Source organism: Olsenella sp. An293 (assembly GCF_002159495.1).
In the GTDB taxonomy this organism is placed as follows: Bacteria; Actinomycetota; Coriobacteriia; order Coriobacteriales; family Atopobiaceae; genus Thermophilibacter.
Genome location: NZ_NFIT01000010.1, coordinates 69,334 through 88,503, shown reverse-complemented (window position 1 = coordinate 88,503; position 19,170 = coordinate 69,334). Strand labels below are relative to the sequence as shown.

The 19,170-nt window shown below is 68.7% G+C and carries 20 protein-coding genes, 1 tRNA gene and 2 pseudogenes; 17 read left to right on the top strand and 6 right to left on the bottom strand.

Annotation, left to right across the window (positions count from 1 at the left end; all coding sequences use genetic code 11):
- Window positions 1–312 (top strand): annotated as a pseudogene (locus B5F85_RS10680) (hypothetical protein); the annotation flags it as partial.
- Window positions 312–680, top strand: coding sequence for a DUF1667 domain-containing protein (locus B5F85_RS07825; RefSeq protein ID WP_087316064.1), 369 nt, complete (start codon window positions 312–314; stop codon window positions 678–680). The pseudogene B5F85_RS10680 and the gene B5F85_RS07825, both read left to right, overlap by 1 nt.
- A 292-nt stretch (window positions 681–972) precedes the next feature.
- Here B5F85_RS07825 and B5F85_RS10890 read toward each other — a convergent pair.
- From B5F85_RS10890 to B5F85_RS07810, 3 genes and pseudogenes are all read right to left on the bottom strand, one after another.
- A pseudogene (locus B5F85_RS10890) lies at window positions 973–1,290 on the bottom strand (pyridoxal-dependent decarboxylase); the annotation flags it as partial.
- Between the two features lie 193 nt (window positions 1,291–1,483).
- Window positions 1,484–3,607: an Ig-like domain-containing protein gene (locus tag B5F85_RS07815; RefSeq protein WP_239386787.1), complete on the bottom strand. Its 2,124-nt coding sequence runs from the start codon at window positions 3,605–3,607 to the stop codon at window positions 1,484–1,486.
- 616 nt (window positions 3,608–4,223) lie between these two features.
- A complete protein-coding gene (locus B5F85_RS07810) occupies window positions 4,224–5,441 on the bottom strand; it encodes a LuxR C-terminal-related transcriptional regulator (protein WP_087316060.1) in 1,218 nt (405 codons plus the stop codon).
- 267 nt (window positions 5,442–5,708) lie between these two features.
- Between B5F85_RS07810 and B5F85_RS07805 the strand changes: the two genes are divergently transcribed.
- Together B5F85_RS07805 and B5F85_RS07800 are read left to right on the top strand one after the other, a co-directional pair.
- Entirely contained in the window at window positions 5,709–5,981 is a 273-nt protein-coding gene (locus B5F85_RS07805; RefSeq protein WP_087316059.1) for a type II toxin-antitoxin system RelB/DinJ family antitoxin, read from the top strand.
- A complete protein-coding gene (locus B5F85_RS07800) occupies window positions 5,981–6,280 on the top strand; it encodes a type II toxin-antitoxin system YafQ family toxin (RefSeq protein ID WP_087316057.1) in 300 nt (99 codons plus the stop codon). The genes B5F85_RS07805 and B5F85_RS07800 overlap by 1 nt, the downstream gene beginning before the upstream one ends.
- A 220-nt stretch (window positions 6,281–6,500) precedes the next feature.
- Here B5F85_RS07800 and B5F85_RS07795 read toward each other — a convergent pair whose 3' ends face one another.
- The 3 genes from B5F85_RS07795 to B5F85_RS07785 form a co-directional block, all read right to left on the bottom strand.
- A complete protein-coding gene (locus tag B5F85_RS07795; protein ID WP_239386781.1) occupies window positions 6,501–6,836 on the bottom strand; it encodes a hypothetical protein in 336 nt (111 codons plus the stop codon).
- Between the two features lie 53 nt (window positions 6,837–6,889).
- Window positions 6,890–7,441: a flavodoxin family protein BilS gene (gene bilS / locus B5F85_RS07790; RefSeq protein ID WP_087316055.1), complete on the bottom strand. Its 552-nt coding sequence runs from the start codon at window positions 7,439–7,441 to the stop codon at window positions 6,890–6,892.
- A 337-nt stretch (window positions 7,442–7,778) separates the two neighbouring features.
- The gene (locus B5F85_RS07785) at window positions 7,779–8,093 is read right to left on the bottom strand and encodes an MGMT family protein (protein ID WP_087316053.1); all 315 of its coding nucleotides are present in this window, start codon (window positions 8,091–8,093) and stop codon (window positions 7,779–7,781) included.
- A 113-nt stretch (window positions 8,094–8,206) separates the two neighbouring features.
- On the opposite strand from B5F85_RS07785, the gene B5F85_RS07780 reads away from it, so the two are divergent.
- The 13 genes from B5F85_RS07780 (at window position 8,207) to B5F85_RS10570 (ending at window position 19,170) form a co-directional block, all read left to right on the top strand.
- The gene (locus B5F85_RS07780; protein WP_087316051.1) at window positions 8,207–8,767 is read left to right on the top strand and encodes an isochorismatase family cysteine hydrolase; all 561 of its coding nucleotides are present in this window, start codon (window positions 8,207–8,209) and stop codon (window positions 8,765–8,767) included.
- A gap of 269 nt (window positions 8,768–9,036) precedes the next feature.
- Complete coding sequence (locus B5F85_RS07775) at window positions 9,037–9,912, top strand: DUF3737 family protein (protein ID WP_087316049.1); 876 nt, start codon at window positions 9,037–9,039, stop codon at window positions 9,910–9,912.
- Window positions 9,913–9,984: 72 nt separating this feature from the next.
- A tRNA-Pro gene (locus B5F85_RS07770) sits at window positions 9,985–10,061 on the top strand.
- Between the two features lie 97 nt (window positions 10,062–10,158).
- Window positions 10,159–11,430: a hypothetical protein gene (locus tag B5F85_RS07765; RefSeq protein ID WP_087316047.1), complete on the top strand. Its 1,272-nt coding sequence runs from the start codon at window positions 10,159–10,161 to the stop codon at window positions 11,428–11,430.
- Between the two features lie 137 nt (window positions 11,431–11,567).
- Window positions 11,568–12,650, top strand: a complete 1,083-nt coding sequence (serC, locus tag B5F85_RS07760) for a 3-phosphoserine/phosphohydroxythreonine transaminase (RefSeq protein WP_087316045.1) — start codon at window positions 11,568–11,570, stop codon at window positions 12,648–12,650.
- 129 nt (window positions 12,651–12,779) lie between these two features.
- Window positions 12,780–13,952 carry a 3-phosphoglycerate dehydrogenase family protein gene (locus B5F85_RS07755; RefSeq protein ID WP_087316043.1) on the top strand — a complete coding sequence of 391 codons (1,173 nt, stop codon included), beginning with the start codon at window positions 12,780–12,782 and terminating at the stop codon, window positions 13,950–13,952.
- 111 nt (window positions 13,953–14,063) lie between these two features.
- On the top strand, window positions 14,064–14,795 hold the full coding sequence (locus B5F85_RS07750) for a CDP-alcohol phosphatidyltransferase family protein (RefSeq protein WP_087316041.1): 732 nt from the start codon (window positions 14,064–14,066) through the stop codon (window positions 14,793–14,795).
- A complete protein-coding gene (locus B5F85_RS07745) occupies window positions 14,792–15,649 on the top strand; it encodes a hypothetical protein (RefSeq protein ID WP_087316039.1) in 858 nt (285 codons plus the stop codon). Before B5F85_RS07750 ends, B5F85_RS07745 begins: the two co-directional genes overlap by 4 nt.
- A 42-nt stretch (window positions 15,650–15,691) precedes the next feature.
- Window positions 15,692–16,072 (top strand): Rid family detoxifying hydrolase, encoded by a 381-nt coding sequence (locus B5F85_RS07740; protein WP_087316037.1) that lies wholly within the window; start codon window positions 15,692–15,694, stop codon window positions 16,070–16,072.
- 41 nt (window positions 16,073–16,113) lie between these two features.
- The gene (locus B5F85_RS07735; RefSeq protein ID WP_087316035.1) at window positions 16,114–16,533 is read left to right on the top strand and encodes an FHA domain-containing protein; all 420 of its coding nucleotides are present in this window, start codon (window positions 16,114–16,116) and stop codon (window positions 16,531–16,533) included.
- 7 nt (window positions 16,534–16,540) lie between these two features.
- The gene (locus B5F85_RS07730) at window positions 16,541–17,326 is read left to right on the top strand and encodes a MerR family transcriptional regulator (RefSeq protein ID WP_087316033.1); all 786 of its coding nucleotides are present in this window, start codon (window positions 16,541–16,543) and stop codon (window positions 17,324–17,326) included.
- On the top strand, window positions 17,319–17,858 hold the full coding sequence (locus tag B5F85_RS07725; protein WP_087316031.1) for an adenine phosphoribosyltransferase: 540 nt from the start codon (window positions 17,319–17,321) through the stop codon (window positions 17,856–17,858). Before B5F85_RS07730 ends, B5F85_RS07725 begins: the two co-directional genes overlap by 8 nt.
- A gap of 106 nt (window positions 17,859–17,964) precedes the next feature.
- Complete coding sequence (locus tag B5F85_RS10570; RefSeq protein WP_143786156.1) at window positions 17,965–19,170, top strand: C40 family peptidase; 1,206 nt, start codon at window positions 17,965–17,967, stop codon at window positions 19,168–19,170.

Here is a 19,170-nt window from a genome sequence, read left to right as displayed (position 1 = left end):
GCGGCGGGGGGATGGGCGGACGGGGACCGCGACCGCGGAGGCGAGGTGGCGCTCGTCCCCGGCGACGGCGTGCGCTACGTCGTGCCGCAGCGGCTCGGGGTGCGGCGCATGCCCGACGAGCTGACGGTCCGCCTGCGCGTCGACGATATCTACGAGGGGCGGGCGATCGTCGCGCGCTCGGGCGGGCGTGTCGTGGCGCGCAGGCGGCGCGACATCCTCGTGCCCGGCGAGATGGAGCAGCTGACGCTGCGGCGCGAGGCGCTTCTCGCCTGCGACGGGCCTGACCCGGTCACGGTTGCACTGGAGGCGTGATGGACGAGAAGAACGAGAGGGTCCTGACGTGCATCCGCTGCCCGCGGGGGTGTCGGGTCCGCGTGGGGCTCGGCGCAGGCGGCTCGGTCCTTGCGGTCACGGGCAACGCGTGCCCCCGCGGGGACTCCTACGCCCGCGCGGAGGTGAGCGCGCCGGTGCGCACCGTGACGACGACCGTCCCGGTCGAGGGCGGGTCGCAGCGAAGGGTGGCCGTCAAGACCGCCCGCGAGGTGCCCCGTGACGCCGTCCTCGACGTGGTGCGCGCGCTCGCGGGCGCGCGGGCGGTCGCGCCGGTGGAGATCGGCGACGTGATCGCGCGCGACGTTGCGGGAACCGGCGTCGACGTGGTTGCGACGGGCCGCGCGTAGCGCCCCGCGGCCGGCGGGCACGCCTAGAGGAGCTCGTCTCGAATCTGCGCGAGCCGGCGCACGGTCGAGCGCACGTCCTCCTCGCCCGCCTGGGGTGGATGGCGCAGATGCGCAGGCAGCGCGCCCCGGAGAGCTCCGTCGTGAAGACGCCCGCGTAGCCGCTCCTGACCATGCAGCGCGACACCTCGGCGTTGAGCTCGTCGGTCTCGCGCGGGGTCAGGCCGTCGGCGACAAATCGGAAGTTGACCATCGCCATCTGGGCGGGGGAGACGACCTGCGCCCCCGGGGTGCGCCTGACCTCGTCCTCGGCCCACCGGGCGAGGTCGAAGCCGTGCTCCACCGCCTCCGCGAGGCCGTCCGAGCCCATGACCTGGAGGGTGAACCAGAGCTTGAGGCCGCGCGCCGGGCGCGTGAGCTCGGGGCCGAGGTCCCACGGGTTCGCCGCCTCGTCCCCCTCGAGGAGGTCGGCCAGGTACTCGGGGTGCGCGGCGTAGGTCGAGACCAGGTGACGCCTGTCGCGCACGAGAACCATCCCGCAGGAGTAGGTCTGGAAGAGCCACTTGTGGGCGTCCCAGGAGAGCGAGTCTGCGAGCTCGACGCCGTCGAGCATCCCGCGGTACCCGGTGAGCAGGACGCTCGCGCCAAAGGCGCCGTCAACGGACGACGCGGCACCCACCGGACGACGAGCAACGGGGCGAGGCTCGCGGCCGCGGCACCGCGCGCCCTGCCTCTCGGCGCAAGCGAGGGCCGCCCGGACGGGCGGCCCTCGCTTGGGAATACGGGTTGTCGGGCGGGGAAGGCCCCTATCCTGCGCTCCTTGCCAGGTTCATCAGGAGCGCCGCGGCCTCGGCGCGCGTGCAGGGGCGGGCTGGCTGCAGCTCGAGCGAGCCGTCACCGGCCCCGACGCCGTTCATCACGCCCTCGGCCACGGCCCAGGAGAGGGCCTCCCTGGCCCAGCCAGACACGTCGCCGGCGTCGGCGAAGCCGGAGAGGTCGGCGCGCGCCGACACGTCCATTCCCGCGAGCCCCGCCGCGTTCATGAGGACGCAGGCGGCCTCCTCGCGGGTGAGCGCGCCGCCGGGGGCGAACGAGCCGTCCCCGTGCCCGTTCATGACGCCCGCCCCGAGGGCCCAGGAGACGGCGCCCGCGTACCAGGAGCCGGCCTCGCAGTCGCCGGGCAGCCCCGCGGAGGGCGACGCCGGGGAGCCGGCCGCGTTGTGGAGCAGGCATGCCATCTGGGAGCGCGTGAGCGCGTCAGCCGGGCGGAGGGTGCCGTCGCCGTTGCCCCTCATGATCCCGTCGAGCCACGCCCAGCGGACGGCCTCGGAGTACCACTCGCCCTCGAGGGCGTCCGGGAAGGGCAGGGCGTGGCTGCGGGAGTCGAGCGCTACGAGCCAGGACGACGCGTGGTCGAAGGGCAGGCGCGCCACGCCCTCGCTGTCGACCTGAGCGGTCGCCTCGTACCCCAGCGACCCCGCCTCGTCGTCGTAGCAGTAGAGGTTTGCGACGAGCCCCGCGGCGTCCTCGCCGAGCGGCGCCACGAGCGTGAGCTCAAAGCCAAAGGGGCCGTCATGCTCGAGCGACACCTGCACGGAGCCGGACTCGCCGGTGACGAGGTTCGCGACGTCCGCGGGGATGTCGTCGCCGCCAAGGGCAACACCCAGGTCGACGTCGTCGTATTCCGCATCTGCGGGCACATCCCCGCCGTAAATCTCCCAGATAAGCCCATCGCCCATGTCGAGCGCGAGCGTCACGTCGAGGCCGGCGAGCTCGTCCAGCACCTCGCCGGGAAGCACCGTCTTGCCGTCCATGTCCACCTTGACCGTGGAGCCTGGCTCGGCGTCCGCGATGTTGTCCGCAACGTCGCCCCAGTCAGGCCCGGACGGGCGCGGCGGAATATAGACGCCCGTGACGGTCACCAGACAGGCTGCCGTCTTGCTGCCATCCGCAGTGGTGACGGTAATATTGGCAGTGCCGGGCGCCACGGCGGTCACGTTGCCGCTGCCGTCCACCGTGGCAACGGCCGAGTTGCTGCTGGTCCAGGCTACGACCTTGTTGGTGGCATTGTCGGGAGCAACCGTAGCCGTGAGGGCGAGGGTGTTAGGGGTACCGTTGTAGTAGAGGCGCGCCTGGCTCTGGCTGAGGGTCACGCCGGTGACAGGAACCGTGGCGGCTGCCACAGTGACAGCACAAGTCGCGGTCTTGTTGCCGTCCTCTGTGGTGACGGTGATGGTGGCGGTGCCGGGAGCCATGGCGGTCACGTTGCCACTACTGTTCACAGTTGCCACGCTGGGAGCATTGCTGCTCCACGTCACATTCTGATTTGTAGCGTTGGCGGGCGTAATGGTGGCGGTGAGATTTGCTGTGCCGCCCTCTTCAAGGGTCAGGCTGTCAGTACTCAGCGATACGCCGGTGACTTTGTAAATAATATCACCTGTCACAGCGCCATTTTGGGTAAGGGTGCCGCCGTCAACTGTCAGCTTGCCGTTCGTGTCCAGGCTCGCCCCGTCCGGGATCGTCAGGCTCTCGCCCTCGCCGATGGTCAAATTCTCCTGCAATTCCACACTGCCGTAGACGGTGCCTTGGTTGCCATCAAAGACAATACCACCTGAAGAATTATTGCCTTTTCCAATCTGGAGATCAACGTTGGAGATGTTACTTCCCACGTCATTTGCCCGTACAATGGCGTTATTGCTAACGGTCAGGTTGGTGGCAGAAACAGTCTTAGGACTGGCGGAATCAAAACTGATCCCTGTACTGCCGCTGGCGGTCAGGCTGCCGCCCTCCACGCTCAGTGTGATGGTGTGTTCACCACTGCTATCAGTACTGCCGGCCTGTACCGTAACTCCATTGCCGGAGTTAGAGGTTAAAGTGACATCGGCGCTCTGGATAGTCAGGGTGGCATCGCCGCTGTTGCTCTGAACCATGATTCCGTTTACACTGCCGCTGGCATCCAGACTGCCGCTACCCGTGATGGTCAGGGTGGCGTCGCCGGTAGAAGAGGAATGCGCAAGCACAAAAATCCCTGTGCTGACATCTTCTATTGTATTGGTGCCCACCAATGTGATGGTCAATTTTGCGGCGCCGCTTTCATTGAGCACGCCAATGGCTGTGCCAGGGATAAAAGTGCTGGTATCCGTAGACACGCTCTCTTTAATTGTGGCGTTGTGCAAGGTCAGGGTATTATTCGCTGCGTCATAATGGATATAGTTGTCCGTCGGTGTGTCTCCGCCTGTGTGTGCGGTGACATTTCCATTGCTGTCCGTCGTCCAGTAGCCGCCGTTCGTCACACTCTCATTGCCGACATAGATTATCTGACCCTCCGGCACAGCCGCCAGCGCCGTGGCGGGCAGCATCGTCAGGAACACCGCCATCGCCGCCAGAAGCGCGCCGACCTTCCACCACGTTCTTCTCGCCATACGGCACCGTCCCTTCCTCCGCGCCGCCAAGCGGACGCTACATGCGTCTGACCTCCCCATTCTTTCCTAGACGCAGCGAGGGGCCCCTACCCGGCGAGACGGTGGGTTTGGGGAGGGTCGCGCCCTACGAGAGCAGAAAGCGGCCGAGCTCCTTGCGGCTGCTCACGCCGAGCTTCTTCAGGGACTTGGAGATGCACTCCTTCACGCGGTTGACCGAGATGCCCATGTGCGCGGCGATCTCGGCGTTGCTCCACCCGCGCGCCGCGAGCATGCAGGTCGCGAACTCGGTGGTGGTGAGGTTGTCGGCAACGTCGTCGCCGGTGGCGGGGTTGTGCACGCGCCTCCAGCCGGCGGAGAACCGGTAGGTGATGTCGATAATGCGGCGGAAGTCGTCGGGCCATGCGGGCTTGATCGCGGCCTCGAGCATGCCGCCGAGGAGGCCGTGGTGCTCGCCCAGGGGCTCGATCAGGCCGTCGGGGCGGGCGAGCTCCCAGGCGGCGAGCAGGTGGGCGCGGGCCTCGTCCGCGCGGCGCCGCGCCATGAGGTCCATGACGGCGACGAGGTGCAGGTAGATGGCGGGGATGGGACAGGAGTCCTCCTGCATGGCGAAGGCGCCCAGCACCAGGCCCAGGCTCGTCTGGTGCTCGCCCTCCAGATAGAGGCGGTGCGCCTGCACGTAGCAGGCGAAGAGCCTCAGGCCCGGCGGCAGGAGGGGCATCGCCTCGCCCGCGGGCGGCAGGCCCTCGGGCTCGGGGATGTGCAGGAGCACGCTCGCCGTGCGCGCCACGAAGGACGCCGCGGCGGCCGCCTCAGGGGAGAACCCCCCGATGGGCTTCTCGACGCCGGCGCGGGCGCGCGCGAGGGCGGAGCGGGCGTCGTTGATGCGGTCGAGGGCGAGGCTCGCGTACGCGCAGATGAGGCAGGCAGAGAGGCGCGCGCCCGCGTCCTCGCTCGCAAGGAGCGGACGCGCGAGGGCGGCCGCCCGCGCGGCGTCGCCGGTGAAGTAGGCGAGCTCCGCCAGCGCCACCTCGCGGCGCGGTCCCTCGGGGAGCGACTCGGCGTACTCGCGGGCGTGGCCGGGGGCAAAGGGCGCGTTCATGAGGGGCATGAGGGTGTCGCACGACCCCTGCCGGCGCCGGGGGATCGGGGGCCTCTCGTCACCGGGAGCTGCCTCGTTGCGGGAGCGTCGCAGGTCGGCGGGCTTGACGGCGCCCTCCGGCACGCGCCAGGCGCGGCCCACGCGCTCGGCCCCCGGGACGCGGCCCTGGGCGCACATGAGCTGCACGGCGCGCGGCGTCACGTGCCAGCGGCGAGCCGCCTCCGCGGCCGAGATGAACTCCATGTGGCACCCCCATTCACATACACCGATAGCTTACCAGAGCGCACCGGGGCATTCCTTCGCTCGTGCGAAGACTTGGACGGGGATTTTGGAAAGTTTTTTCGGCGTTGGACGACGGCGGGCGCCAAAAGCCTGAAGGCGCGCCTTGCTTACGGAACATAGAGACGAGTGCGCATGGGTTTTGCCGGATGATTTGTCCCGGATAAAAATGGGTAAGAATGTACATACAATAGAGTTGACTTGCACGTACATAAGCGACAGGAGGTAGAAATGGCCGCATCGACGCTCACCATTCGGCTCGACGACGAGCTCAAGCGCGGGGCCGCGGAGGTCGCAGATTACTACGGGCTCGACCTCTCGTCCGTGACCCGTGCGTTCTACAAGCAGATGGTCAACACTCGGCGCATCCCGCTCACGTTCGCCCCGGAGGAGCCCAACGAGGAGAGCCTCGCCGCAATCGCTGAGGGGGACGCCTTCCTTGCGTCCGGCCAGGGCGGACGATTTGCGAACGGTCACAACCTGATAGAGGCGGCGACGGCCTGATGGCCAGGCTCACCGCCGACTTCTCGTCGGCCTTCAGGCGCGACCTCAAGAGAAAGGCTCGCAGGAGGGGATGGGACCTCTCCGAGTTGGAGAAGGTCATCGACCTGGTGGTCGAGAACTCTCCCGAGTCACTGGAAATCCTGAGAACACGACACAACATGCACGCGCTGACGGGCAGCTGGTCCGGACGCACGGAGTGCCACGTCGCAAACGCGGGGGACTGGCTCGTTATCTGGTCCTCCAACGATAGGGTCGCCTTCTTCGAGAGAACGGGCGGACACGACGAGCTCTTCAGGTGAGAGCGGTCGGCCTTGAATCGGTAGGTCCGAGCATCGACAGGCATTCCTGTAGCGCGCGCCAGGGGACAGGGCGGTCGAATGGCGTCGCAACCGCGCGCATGCGGAGCACCGCAAGAGGCCCCGCGCCTCCCGCACGGTTCTTCTCGCCAAACCGTGCGGGAGGCGCCGGTCGGCACCGGGCAGAGACGCCGACCGGCAGCGAGGCGGCCCGCCCGCCCCGCTACGCTACGCGCGCCCTGGGCCGCACCGCTCCGCGGTCGCAGCGGTTGCCCCAGGAGTCGATGAGCTCGTCGTCGCGGTAGACGCACACGACCTCGCAGTGGTTGGCGCACCGGCCGCACACGACCTCGCGCGTGCGGAACTCGAAGTCGTCGACGTCCCAGGCGAAGGGGCGCCGCTGCGACTCGGGGGCGTCGGCGGCGAGCAGCGCCGCGCCGAACGCGCCCATGAGGTGCCCGTCGGCGTCGACGAGGACCTCCATCCCGAGCTCGTCCTCGAAGGCGCGCCACTTGGCTCCGAGCCGGTAGGTCATGAGGGCGCGCGGCAGGCCGATCACGCGGGCGCGGCGAAGGCGCGGGCGCGGCGACGCCGGCGAGCGCGCGGCCGACCCTACGCGCGGACGGCATCGCTGCCTCCCTCTGCGGCCGGGGCAGGGGAGACGGTCTGCGCGGGGGAGACGAGACCCGCGGCGGCGAGCGCGTCGACGAGGCCCGCGAGGTCGGCGTCGTTAGGGTGGCCGACCGCTCGGTCGAAGTTCTCGATCATGGGCTCGAAGCGCGCGGGGTCGTCCTGTGCCATCCTGACGTAGCGCTCGCGGACCGAAGGCGGCATCTGGCCCTGGCACATGTAGCGGCCGACCACCTCGGCGCCGTCGGGAAGCGCCGAGGCGAAGCGGTCGAGAACGCGGTCGTAGTAGGCCGGGTCGCCGCCGAAGCCGCACGTGCCGAAGACGAAGACGCGACCGCCCGCGAGCTTAGGCAGGGCGTCGGCGAGCGACGGGTCGAGGCCGCCCCTGTCGGTCCAGGAGCCGAGCAGCGTGACGTCGGCTTCGGCGGGCGACGCCACCTCGAGCGCGCCGGCGGCGGCGAGCGCCTGGCGGGCGCGCTCGGCGAGGCGGGCGGTGTTTCCAGTCTTTGAGCTGCAGATAAGTGCGTACCTCATGGGGTCTCCTCTCGCTTTTCTCTGGAGAGTTATACCCCTTTGGTCCGACGGGCACTCGCGGGCGGGGTGCGGGAGGGCCGTCGCGGGCGGAGGCGGGGTCCGGGCCGGGCCGCCCCGGGGCCCGCGCCGGGGCCCGCCGCCCGAGGCCCCGAGCCTCCCGCGCGTTCTTCTCGCCTCAGTGCACTCCGTAGTACGCACAGTTCCGGTTAAGTTTTGTATATCCGCAGGTCGCCAGTTGGCGTTTCCGATACTGTGCGTACTAGCCGCCGCACGCGGGGCGCGTGGGCGGCGCGGGGCGGGGTCGCGGCGGCGCGCCGGGCCGTGCTGGGCGCCGACCTCAGGCCTCCCACGAGAACCGCGCCATGTCCACGCGGCCGTCCCCGAGAAAGCGCACTCCCTCCGCCTCGAGCATGCGCCGCTGCTCGCCGGGGCCGCCGAAGGCAAACCCGCGGCACAGCGACCCATCCCTGAAGACGACCCGGTGGCACGGCACGCCGCCCGCGACTCCCGGGCTCGCGTGCATGGCGTACCCCACCTGCCGTGCGCAGCGAGGGGCGCCCATCATGCGCGCGACCTGCCCGTAGCTCGCGACGCGACCCTCCGGTATCTGGCGCACCACGTCGTAGGCGCGCTCGAAGAAGCCCTGCTGCATCGGTCTCCCCTCGGTCGGGCCGGCGCGCGGGGCCGCGCCGCCGGCGACCCGCGGTCTTCGCGGGCGAGAAATCCTGTATCCTTCAGGCTAACACCCAAGCGAGAGGGGACGCCATGAAGCTCGACAGGAACGCCACCGCACTTCTCGTCATCGACGCCATCGAGGCCGTGGGGGATGACTCGCTCTACGACCCCGACGCGGCAACTGCCGCCTACCGCTCCGCCGTCGCACGCGCCGTGGCCGCCTGCCACTCCGCCGGCGTCCCCGTCATCTACTGCAACGACGCCCACGTCCGCGGGTACGACCGCGAGCTCGAGCTCTGGGGCGAGCACGGCATCGCGGGCGAGACGCGCGTCTTCCCGGAGGTCGAGCGGGCCCCCGGCGACATCACGATCCCCAAGCGCCGCTACTCGGGCTTCTTCCAGACCGACCTCGACCTCACCCTGCGCGAGCTGGGCGTCACCACCGTCGTCGCCGTGGGCGCCGACACCAACATCTGCGTGCTCCACACCCTGGCCGACGCCTACTTCAACGGCTACGCCTCCGTCGTGGTGACCGACGCCACGATGACCTTCCTCTGCGGCACGCAGGCCGGCGCGCTCGAGCACTGCGAGAAGTGCTACGGATCTGCGCTCGTGGCCGTGGCCGAGCTGGAGGCCGCGCTCAGCGCGTAGATGCCCGTTCTTTCGGTGACCCTGACGTTGTAGGCAGTTTTTTCGAGACCCCCTGGGTAGCAGCGATTTTGCGCCAAGAGAAGCGCAGCTCAGCGCCTTGCGACCAAAGCGATACTCGGGGGTCTTCCCAAAATCTGCCTACAACCTCGAAGTCGCCTCGAGAGTATGGTTTTGATGACGTTATTGTCGACGTGGCGTCACCAATACTTGTCTCAAGTGATATGATTTCCTCAAAGTGAAGAGGGGAGCGTCCCCGAGGAGAGGAACTCATGGACAGTAAGATCATCGAGAACCAGACCTTTGACGAGGAGCGCGCGCTCTACGGCGTGCGCGACGTCGTCGTGAGAAACTGCCGCTTCGACGGGCCGGCCGACGGCGAGAGCGCCTTCAAGGAGTGCGACAACGTCACCGTGGAGGGCGCGTTCATGAACCTGCGCTACCCGTTCTGGCACGACCACAGCCTCGTACTGCGCGACGTGGAGATGACCGAGCTCTGCCGCGCGGCGCTCTGGTACAGCGAGGGCGTGACCATCGAGGACAGCCGCCTGCACGGCATCAAAGCCCTGCGCGAGTGCGCGGACGTGCGGATGCGCGGCTGCGACATCGTGTCGCCGGAGTTCGGCTGGTCGACGCGCGGCATCCGGATGGAGTCGTGCACGGCCGAGAGCGAGTACTTCCTGATGCGCGCGACCGACCTCACCCTGCGCGACGTGCACTTCCAGGGCAAGTACTCGTTCCAGTACGTCGAGAACGTGGAGATCGAGGACAGCGAGCTCGACACCAAGGACGCCTTCTGGCACGCGAAGAACGTCGTCGTGCGCAACTCGCTCGTGCGCGGCGAGTACCTCGGCTGGTACAGCGAGGGCCTCACCTTCGAGAACTGCCTCATCCAGGGCACGCAGCCGCTGTGCTACTGCAAGGACCTGCGCCTCGTGAACTGCCAGATGATCGACTGCGACCTCGCCTTCGAGCGCAGTCACGTGCAGGCCGAGGTCACGACGCCGGTGGTGAGCGTCAAGAACCCGCTGGCGGGCAGCCTCATCACGGCGCCGGCCGTGGGCGAGGTCATCCGCAACATCGACGGCGCCACGGGCGTGGTCACGCTCACGGGCGAGAAGAACGGCGTGACCCAGGGAGCGGCATGACGCTTCCTCGTACGAACATTCTCACTTGCACGCTCGACGATGGGATGCTATAGTACTTCCTCGCACAACGACCGGGTGGTGGCGCAGTTTGGTAGCGCACTTGACTGGGGGTCAAGGGGTCGCTGGTTCGAATCCAGTCCACCCGACCACGTAACTTCGGAGCCGACGGCAGCACGTCGGCTCTTTTCGTATAGAGAGACGCGCAGTCGAAGGCGCCCCGAGCGATTGAAGACGTTGGGAGGGCACGTGGCTTCCTTCTCCGAGAAGGCATACGAGCTCAGGCTCTATGACCGGACCCTCATGAGCTTCACCGTGAGGAGCACCCCCTTTGCCGCCCCCGCCGTCACGGATGTGCGGGCGGACTCCCGCACGCGCGCCCTCATGCCCCCGCGCCTCGTCATTGCGCAGGACGGCGCGGACGTCATGTCCTGGCTGGAGTCGCGCGTCGTGCCCAAGAACCGCGCCTTCGTCGACAGGCTCCTTCAGCAGGTCGGCCTCACCCCCGGCGACACCATGGGAATCATCGACGTGAGTCTCGGCCTCTCCCTGAACGACGCCTATTGGGTCGTCCCCGAGGGCTTCGAGGGCTCATGGGCCCGGTACAACCTCTACGAGAACGACTTCGATGCCGCGCTTTCCCTGGTCGCCTACACCGGCTACACCTCCTCCCAGCAGCATCAGGCGGGCCTCTCCTCCGAGTGGACCACCTCCGGCAACTACCCCAAGGCATGGCGCAGAATCGAAGGCGAGGTTCGCCTCTACAAGAGCGGCAGCCCCATCTTCGAGGGGACTGCCAACCCCGACCTGGGCCCTTACTCCGAGTTCCTCTGCGCCCAGGTCGCCGACGCGCTCGGCGTGCCCCATGTGCCTTACTCACTCGAGGTGTGGGAGGGGCGGCTCGCCTCCATCTGCCCGCTCATGAATGACGAGTCCACGAGCTTCGTCCCCTTTCATGCGGCAACAGGTGCCGCCGGCTTCGCGAGTACGGCAAGGACCATGCTTGAGCTCGGGGACGACGCGCTCGGCCCCTATCTCGACATGCTCGTCTTTGACGCCATCGTCCTCAACCCGGACCGCCACGCCAACAACTTCGGTTTCCTCCGCGACAACGCAACGGGCTCCTACCTGGGCATGGCGCCCCTCTTCGACCACAACCTCGCGCTCTTCCCGCACGACCTCCCGAGTGACTGGCCGCTCTGGGGCCGCGCGGGGGCAACGACACGGCCGGCAGGGGCATATCAGTCTTTTGACGACCTCGCCGCCCTCGTGATGCTCGAGCGTCACCATGAGTGGTGCCGCGGTCTTCTCGCCTTCTCCTTCGAGAACGACGCCGCCCACCCTCTGGACGAGAGCCGCCTCCAGGAGCTCACGCGATTCATCAGGCAGCGCGCCCGGACCCTCCTCTCCATGCCGTCCCACGCCCTCGGCAACGTCCGGGCAGTCCTCAAGAGCGAGCTCCCCGACGTGGAGACCGCCCGAATGCCCATCCTGGCGCAGCGGGACCTCGACGCCTCGTAGCCCTTGTCGCCTGAGCCTGCCATGCCGTGTGTCGGGCGCGTTTCGGCACGGCAAACGCCGTGTGGCCGGGCACGCGGCGTCCCAGGCGTACGGCATAAGATGGTCTCGCACGGACAACCGACCCACAGGAGGGCGACATGGCACGCGTGTACAACTTCTCCGCCGGTCCCGCCGTGCTTCCCGAGGAGGTCCTCAGGGAGTGCGCGGACGAGATGCTCGACTACGCCGGCTGCGGCATGAGCGTCATGGAGATGAGCCATCGATCTTCCGTCTTCCAGAAGATCATCGACGACGCCGAGGCCACGCTGCGCTCGCTCATGGGCATCCCCGAGAACTACAAGGTCATCTTCACGCAGGGCGGCGACTCGCTGCTCTTCTCGACGGTCTTCATGAACCTCGCCACCAACGGCAAGGCCGACTACGTCATCACCGGCAACTGGGCCAAGAAGGCCTTCCAGGAGGCGCAGATCCTCGGTGACGCCGTGGCCGTGGCGAGCTCGGCCGACAAGAACTTCTCCTACATCCCGGACTGCTCCGACCTGCCCATCCGCGAGGACGCGAGCTACCTCTACATCTGCGAGAACAACACCATCTACGGCACCAAGTTCCCGGAGCTGCCCAACGCCAAGGGCCACGTCCTTGTGGCCGACCAGAGCTCGATGTTCCTCTCCGAGCCCGTCGACGTCTCCCGCTACGGCCTCATCCACGCCGGCGTGCAGAAAAACGTCGGCCCCGCGGGCGTGCAGATCGTGATCGTGCGCGAGGACCTCATCCCCGAGGACCTCCCCGGCGTGCCCACGATGCTGCGCCTCAGGACGCAGGCCGACGCCGGCTCGCTCTACAACACGCCCAACTGCTGGGGCATCTACGTCTGCGGCAAGGTCTTCGAGTGGATCGAGAAGAGCGGCGGCCTCGCCGCGATGGGGGAGCGCAACGCCGAGAAGGCGGCCGTGCTCTACGACTTCCTCGACGAGTCCGAGCTTTTCTCGTCCCCGGTCGAGCGGCGCGACCGCTCGCTCATGAACGTGCCCTTCGTCACGGGCGACAAGGACCTCGACGCCGAGTTCGTTGCTGAGGCGGCCAAGGCCGGCCTCGTGAGCCTCAAGGGGCACCGCTCCGTGGGCGGCATGCGCGCCTCGATCTACAACGCCATGCCGCGCGCCGGCGTGGAGGCGCTCGTCGCCTTCATGAAGGACTTCGAGCTCGCACACCGCGCGTAGCGCCAAGGGTTGACATTCTCGTCAGGTTTTGTTGTCAAATGGTCCATTTGACAACAAAACCTGACGAGAATGTCACATTTGACAATATAACCTGACGTGAATGTCAACCCCCTTTAGTGGGAGGAAGCCATGTACAAGATCTGCTGCCTCAACAACATCGCCAAGGTCGGGACCGACCACCTCGGCGAGGGATACGAGTTCGTAAGCGAGCCCGAGGGCGCCGACGCCCTGCTCGTGCGCAGCGCCAACCTCCACGAGCTCGAGCTCGGGGACGGCCTGCTCGCCATTGCGCGTGCCGGGGCCGGCGTCAACAACATCCCCGTGGAGCGCTGCGCGGAGGCCGGCGTCGTGGTCTTCAACACGCCCGGCGCCAACTCCAACGCGGTGAAGGAGCTCGTGGTCTGCGGCATGCTGCTCGCCTGCCGCGACGTCATCGGCGGCGCGGCGTGGGTCGCCGAGAACAGCGACGACCCGGAGATCGGCAAGCGCGCCGAGAAGGCCAAGAAGCAGTTCGGCGGCTGCGAGCTCGCCGGCAAGCGCGTGGGCGTGGTGGGCCTCGGCGCCATCGGCGCCGCCGTGGCAAACGCCCTCATCGACCTCGGCTGCGAGGTCATGGGCTACGACCCCTACCTCTCCATCAACGCCGCCTGGAGCCTCGACCGCAGGATCGAGCACGTCACCGACCTCGGCGAGCTGCTCTCGCGCTGCGACTTCGTGACCCTGCACGTCCCCGCCACCGACTCCACCCGCGGCATGATCTCGGCCGAGGCCATCGCCCGCATGCCCCGCGGCGCCGTGCTGCTCAACTTCGCCCGCGACGCGCTCGTGGACGAGCAGGCGCTCGCCGAGGCCCTCGACGACGGCCACGTGGGCCGCTACGTCACCGACTTCGCCAACCCCGCGAGCGCCAACATGAGAAACGCCATCGTCCTGCCGCACCTCGGCGCCTCCACGGGCGAGGCTGAGGACAACTGCGCCGTGATGGCGGCCAACGAGCTCAAGGACTACCTCGAGAACGGCAACATCAAGAACTCCGTCAACTACGGCCAGGTCGACCTCGGGGCGCTCGCGCCCGGAAACGAGCGCGTGGCCATCTTCCACGAGAACGTCCAGGGCGTCATCGGCCTGATCTCCGCCGCCATCGCCGCCTCTGGCCTCAACATCGAGAACATGACCAACAAGAGCCGCGGCGCCAACGCCTACACCCTGATCGAGGTCTCCGGCGACGTCGCCGGCGACCTCGCCGCCCAGCTCTGCGCCATCCCGGGGATCCGGCGCGTCCGCCTCATCGAGCAAGCGTAGCGGCGGCGCGGCCCAACCTGTCCTTATCGTCACCTGACGGGGCGGGGAATCTTTTTCCGCTAAGATGGGTACCCTGAAGGAGGGAAGAGAGCCCCAACCCGAGAGGCACCGATGTCAGAGAGAACCGACCACCTTAAGTCAGAGATCAAGACCATCGCGGACGCGGATGCAGCCGAGCGCCAGCGCAGCGGCAAGACCGACGTCCCCGTCGGGACCTCCGGAAACCCCTCGACCCAGGTCCTCACCGTCGCCAACGCCATCACCTTCTGCCGCCTTGCCCTCACGATCGCCTTTCTCGTCCTGTTTGCCGGCGGCGAGCACCGCACCCTTGCGCTCGTCTGCTACGTCGTAGCCGCGACCACGGACTTCCTCGACGGCCAGGTGGCCCGTCGCACGCAGACCGTGAGCTGGCTCGGCAAGATCATGGACCCCATCATGGACCGCGTCCTGCTGTTCACCGGCGTCATCGGGCTTTTGATCGTCGGCGAGCTGCCGCTGTGGGTCCCCGTCTTCGTCATCGGGCGCGACGCCTACCTCGCCGCGGGCAGCATGGTGCTGCAGCGCTACCGCCGCCGCCCCGTCGACGTCTCCTACGTCGGCAAGACCGCCACGGCGCTGCTCATGTTTGGCTTCTGCGACCTGCTGCTGGGGCTTCCCCAGGTGGGCGGGCTCGGGCTCGTGGACGTCCCCTGGCTGCCCGGCCTCAACGACCAGCCCGCGGCGCTCGGCATCTTCTTCGTCTACCTCGGCGTGCTCTTCTCCACCGCCGCGGCGGTCATCTACACCAAGGAGGGCGCCGAGCTGCGCCGCGCCGCGATCCGCGAGCGCGAGGCCCGGCGATGAGCGCGCAGCGCGCCGGCATCCTCCACGAGGAGCACCTCCTGCTCGGCGCCCGTCTCGTCGAGTCCGCGCTCGGCGGGCTCGAGGTCGCCTCGTACGCGGGCGAGAAGGACCTGCCCTCCGCGCTCAAGGGCGCCGCGCTCGCCGACCTCACCGGCTCGGCGTACCTGCTCGTGAGCGGCGCCGGCGCCGCGGAGCTCGCCCGGGCGGCCCTGAGCGGGCGGGCGCTCGGCGTGGGCGACGCCGCCTTCGAGGGCTGCCTCACCGGGGACGGCGGGCTCGTCTCGGTCCCGCTCGCCATGAGGACCGGGGACGCCGAGCACGTCCTTCTCGACCCCTCCGCGCGCGGGCCGGTGCTCGCGGGCTGGCTCGGGTTTCTCGCCGGGCTCGAGGGGCGGGGCGGGCGCGCCTTCGAGGGCGTCGAGCTCGAGGACGCGAGCGAGCTGCTCGTGGCGCTGCTGCTCGCCGGCGCCGAGGCAGAGCGTGTCCTGTCCGACTACGTGAGCGCCGAGCCGCTGCCGCCCGCCGGCGCCGTCGCCCCCGTCCACCTCGACGCCATCGGCGCGCTCGTGGCGCGCCTGCCCGAGCCGGGCGGCTCGCCCGCGCAGGCGCCGGCGTTTCTCGTCCTGGTGCCGCCCGCCTCGGCGCGCTTGCTCTGGCGGAGCCTGCTCTCGTTCAACGAGGTGTCGCCCGTCGGCCATGAGGCGCTGCGCGAGCTCGCGCGCACCTCGGCGCCCTGGGGCGAGCTCCTCGCCCAGGACGGGCCCTGCCGCGTGGGCAGGGAGGACCTCGCGCGCTGGGGGCTCGTTCGCGACGGGGGCGACTTCGTGGGCGCCCGCGCCCTCGAGCCCCGCTGACCTGCCGCCCGGCGCCACGGCGCGACCTGAAGGGGGACTGACATGAAGTACTCGATCAACGCCCAGGGTGCGCCCGAGGCCATCGGGCCGTACTCGCAGGGGACCACCGCCGGCCGGCTCGTCTTTGCCTCCGGCCAGCTGCCCATCTCGCAGGACGACTCTCATTCGCTCGTTGAGGGCGGGGTCACGGAGCAGACCGAGCGCGTCATCGACATCATCGAGTCGATCCTCGGGGAGGTGGGCTGCACCCTCGCGGACGTCGCCCAGACCACGGTCTACCTCGCGAGCCTCGAGGACCTCGACGCCATGAACGAGGTCTATGCGCGCCGCTTCGGCTCGCCGGCGCCGGCGCGCGCCGTCGTGGGCGTCTCGGAGCTGCCGCTCGGCTCGCTCGTCGAGATGGACTGCGTCGCGTGCAGATAAGCGCGCTATGATAATGGTCTGAGACCGAAGAGGGGAGAGACATGCCCAACACCAACCCCGGCGCGACCGAGATCTTCCGGATGCCCGCCGCCGACTCGACCGTTCCCGACCTCATGGGGGGCCTCAAGCCCTCCCATCCCACGCTCACCATCGTCAAGGGCCCGCAGATCGGGCAGGCCTTCGAGCTCGACACCCCCGAGATCACCCTCGGGCGCGACCCCAAGAACAGCGTCTTTCTCAACGACATGACCGTGTCGCGCCACCACGCGCGCATGGACCTCTCCAACATCGCGCTCGGCCTCGCCACGGTCGAGGACCTCGGCTCGCTCAACGGCACCTGGGTCGACGGCGCCATCGTGAGCAAGGCCAGCCTCAAGGACGGCTCGACGATCCAGATCGGCACGTTCCGCATGGTCTTCCACACGAGCTCCCGCCCGCGCAGGATCGACGCCGAGGCGTAAGACGGCCATGGCGGACGCCGGATACCTGACCATCGGCAAGGTCGTCAAGAAGCTGCAGGAGCGCTACCCCGACCTCTCCGTCTCGAAGGTGCGCTACCTGCAGGACGAGGGCCTGCTCAGCCCCTCGCGCACGCCGAGCGGCTACCGCCTCTACTCCCAGCGCGACGTACACCGCCTCGAGACGATCCTCTACCTGCAGAAGAGCCGCTTTCTGCCCCTCTCCGTCATCAAGGAGGAGCTCGACCGGATGGAGAGCGGCCAGCCCGCCGCGAGCGCCCCGCCGCTGGCGGAGAGCGTCTCGCTGCCGCCCGACGACGAGGAGACGGCCGGCAAGCTGCACCCCATCGACCGCATGCCCGAGCTCGTGGGGGCAACCGTGAGCTTCGTGCGCCAGCTCTCCGAGGCGGGCGTCATCCAGCTCACGCGCTCGCCCCACGGCCGCGACCTCGTCGACGGCCGCGACTTCCCGCTCATCCGGGTCTGCGACGAGCTGCGCCACTTTGGCATCGGGCCCAAGAACCTGCGCCAGTACGTCATCGCCGCCAACCGCGAGTCGGCGATGTTCGAGCAGGCGCTCGTCGTCTTCGCCCGCAAGGGCGGCGGCGTGGAGCTGCAGGACACCGAGGAGACGCGCCAGCGCTTCAACCAGGCGTTCTCGCGCATGCTCGGCCTCACCAACACCGTTCGCGACGAGCTCATCGCCCGCCGCGTCAAGGAGCCGTTCAAGGACAGGGACGCCGGGCGCAAAGACCCCGGCGACAAGAGCACGGGAAGAGGGACCGCACGTGTCTGACAAGAGCTTTGACTTCGAGAGCCGCATCATCGACATCCCCGACTACCCTGAGCCGGGCGTCGTCTTCAAGGACATCACGCCGCTGTTCGACGACCCGGAGGGGCTCGCCGCCGTGGTCGACGCCATGGCCGGGCACTTCGCCGGCCGCGGCATCACCAAGGTCGTGGGCGCCGAGGCGCGCGGCTTTCTCGTGGGCGCGCCCGTGGCCTATCGCCTGGGCTGTGGCTTCGTCCCGGCGCGCAAGCCGGGCAAGCTCCCGCGCGCGGTCTACTCACAGACCTACGACCTGGAGTACGGCACCGACGAGCTCCAGATCCACCGCGACGCGCTCACCTCGGACGACCGCGTCCTCATCGTCGACGACCTCGTGGCGACCGGCGGCACCGCCGTCGCCGCGGCGCGCCTCGCCGAGCAGGCAGGCGCCCAGGTCGAGGGCTTCTCGTTCATCCTCGAGCTTGAGTTCCTCGGCCCGCGCGATATCATTGCTAGGGACTATCCGCAGGAGGTCTTCTCACTCGTCAAGGTGAGCTAGCGGGACGCGCCCAGCGCTTGGATTTTTGCCCATCGTATGGAACGTTTCGCGTCGAAGGAACACACAGCCTAAAATGAAGCAGCACGCCTTCGAAAGGACATCGTTTATGACGATCAGACATAGGGCCGTCACCGCGGGCATCGTGCTCGCGCTCGCCGGGGCGGCCGGCATCACGGCCCTTCCCGCCGCCGTCGCCTACGCCGACCCTGCGAGCGACCTCGCCGCCGCCCAGCAGCAGCTCGACTCCCTCGGCGCCCAGCTCGCCGACTCCCAGACCCGCCTCGCCGAGGCCACCACGCAGCTCGAGACCACCGACTTCGAGATCGAGCAGAAGCAGGCGGACATCGACGACAAGCGCGCCACGCTCGCCGAAAAGCAGACCGCGCTCGGTCAGGGCATGAAGAGCACCTACAAGTCCGGCCCGGCGTCGCTTCTCGACTTCATCCTCGGCTCCACCAGCGCCGAGGACCTCGCCAACCGCGTCTACTACCTCGACAAGGTCTCCGAGCAGCAGGCATCCGCCATCGCGGAGGTCCGCACGCTCACCGAGCAGCTCGAGGCCGAGATGGGCGAGCTGCAGGACAAGCAGCTGACCCAGCAGGCGCAGGTCGCGAGCCTCCAGAGCGAGGTCGACGCCTATCAGGGCCAGGTCGCCGAGGCCACCTCTATCTACCAGTCCCTCGACGCCGAGGTCCAGGCGCAGCTCGCCGCCCAGCAGGAGGCCAACTCCAACGTCTCCACCGCCATCGAGGCGGTCGAGAACAACCAGGCCCAGCAAAACGCCGGCGGCTCCCAGCAGCAGCCCGGCACCGACACCGGCGCCACGGCCGACCAGGGCCAGGGCGACGCCACCGGCCAGGACCAGAACCAGGGGCAGACCCCGGACAGCACGCCCGAGCCCGAGCCGGAGCCCACGCCGGACCCCGAGCCCGAACCTGAGCCCGAGCCGGAGCCCGACCCCGAGCCCTCCGCCCCCGCGGGCGGCGGCCTCGCGACGGCCTATGCCCAGCTCGGCAAGCCCTACGTCTACGGCGCCGCGGGCCCCAACGCCTTCGACTGCTCCGGCCTCATCTGCTACAGCTACGGCTACGCGCGCGGCCGCACCACCCACGCGATGATCTCCTCGCTGCAGGCCACGGGCGACTGGAAGACCGACATGAGCCAGCTCAACGTCGGCGACCTCGTCTTCCCGCACTCCGGCCACGTGGGCATCTACGTTGGCAACGGCAACTACCTGCACGCCGCCAACCCGAGCTCCGGCGTCATCGTCGGCAAGCTCTACAGCTTCTACGGCGGCGGCTCCTACTACTAG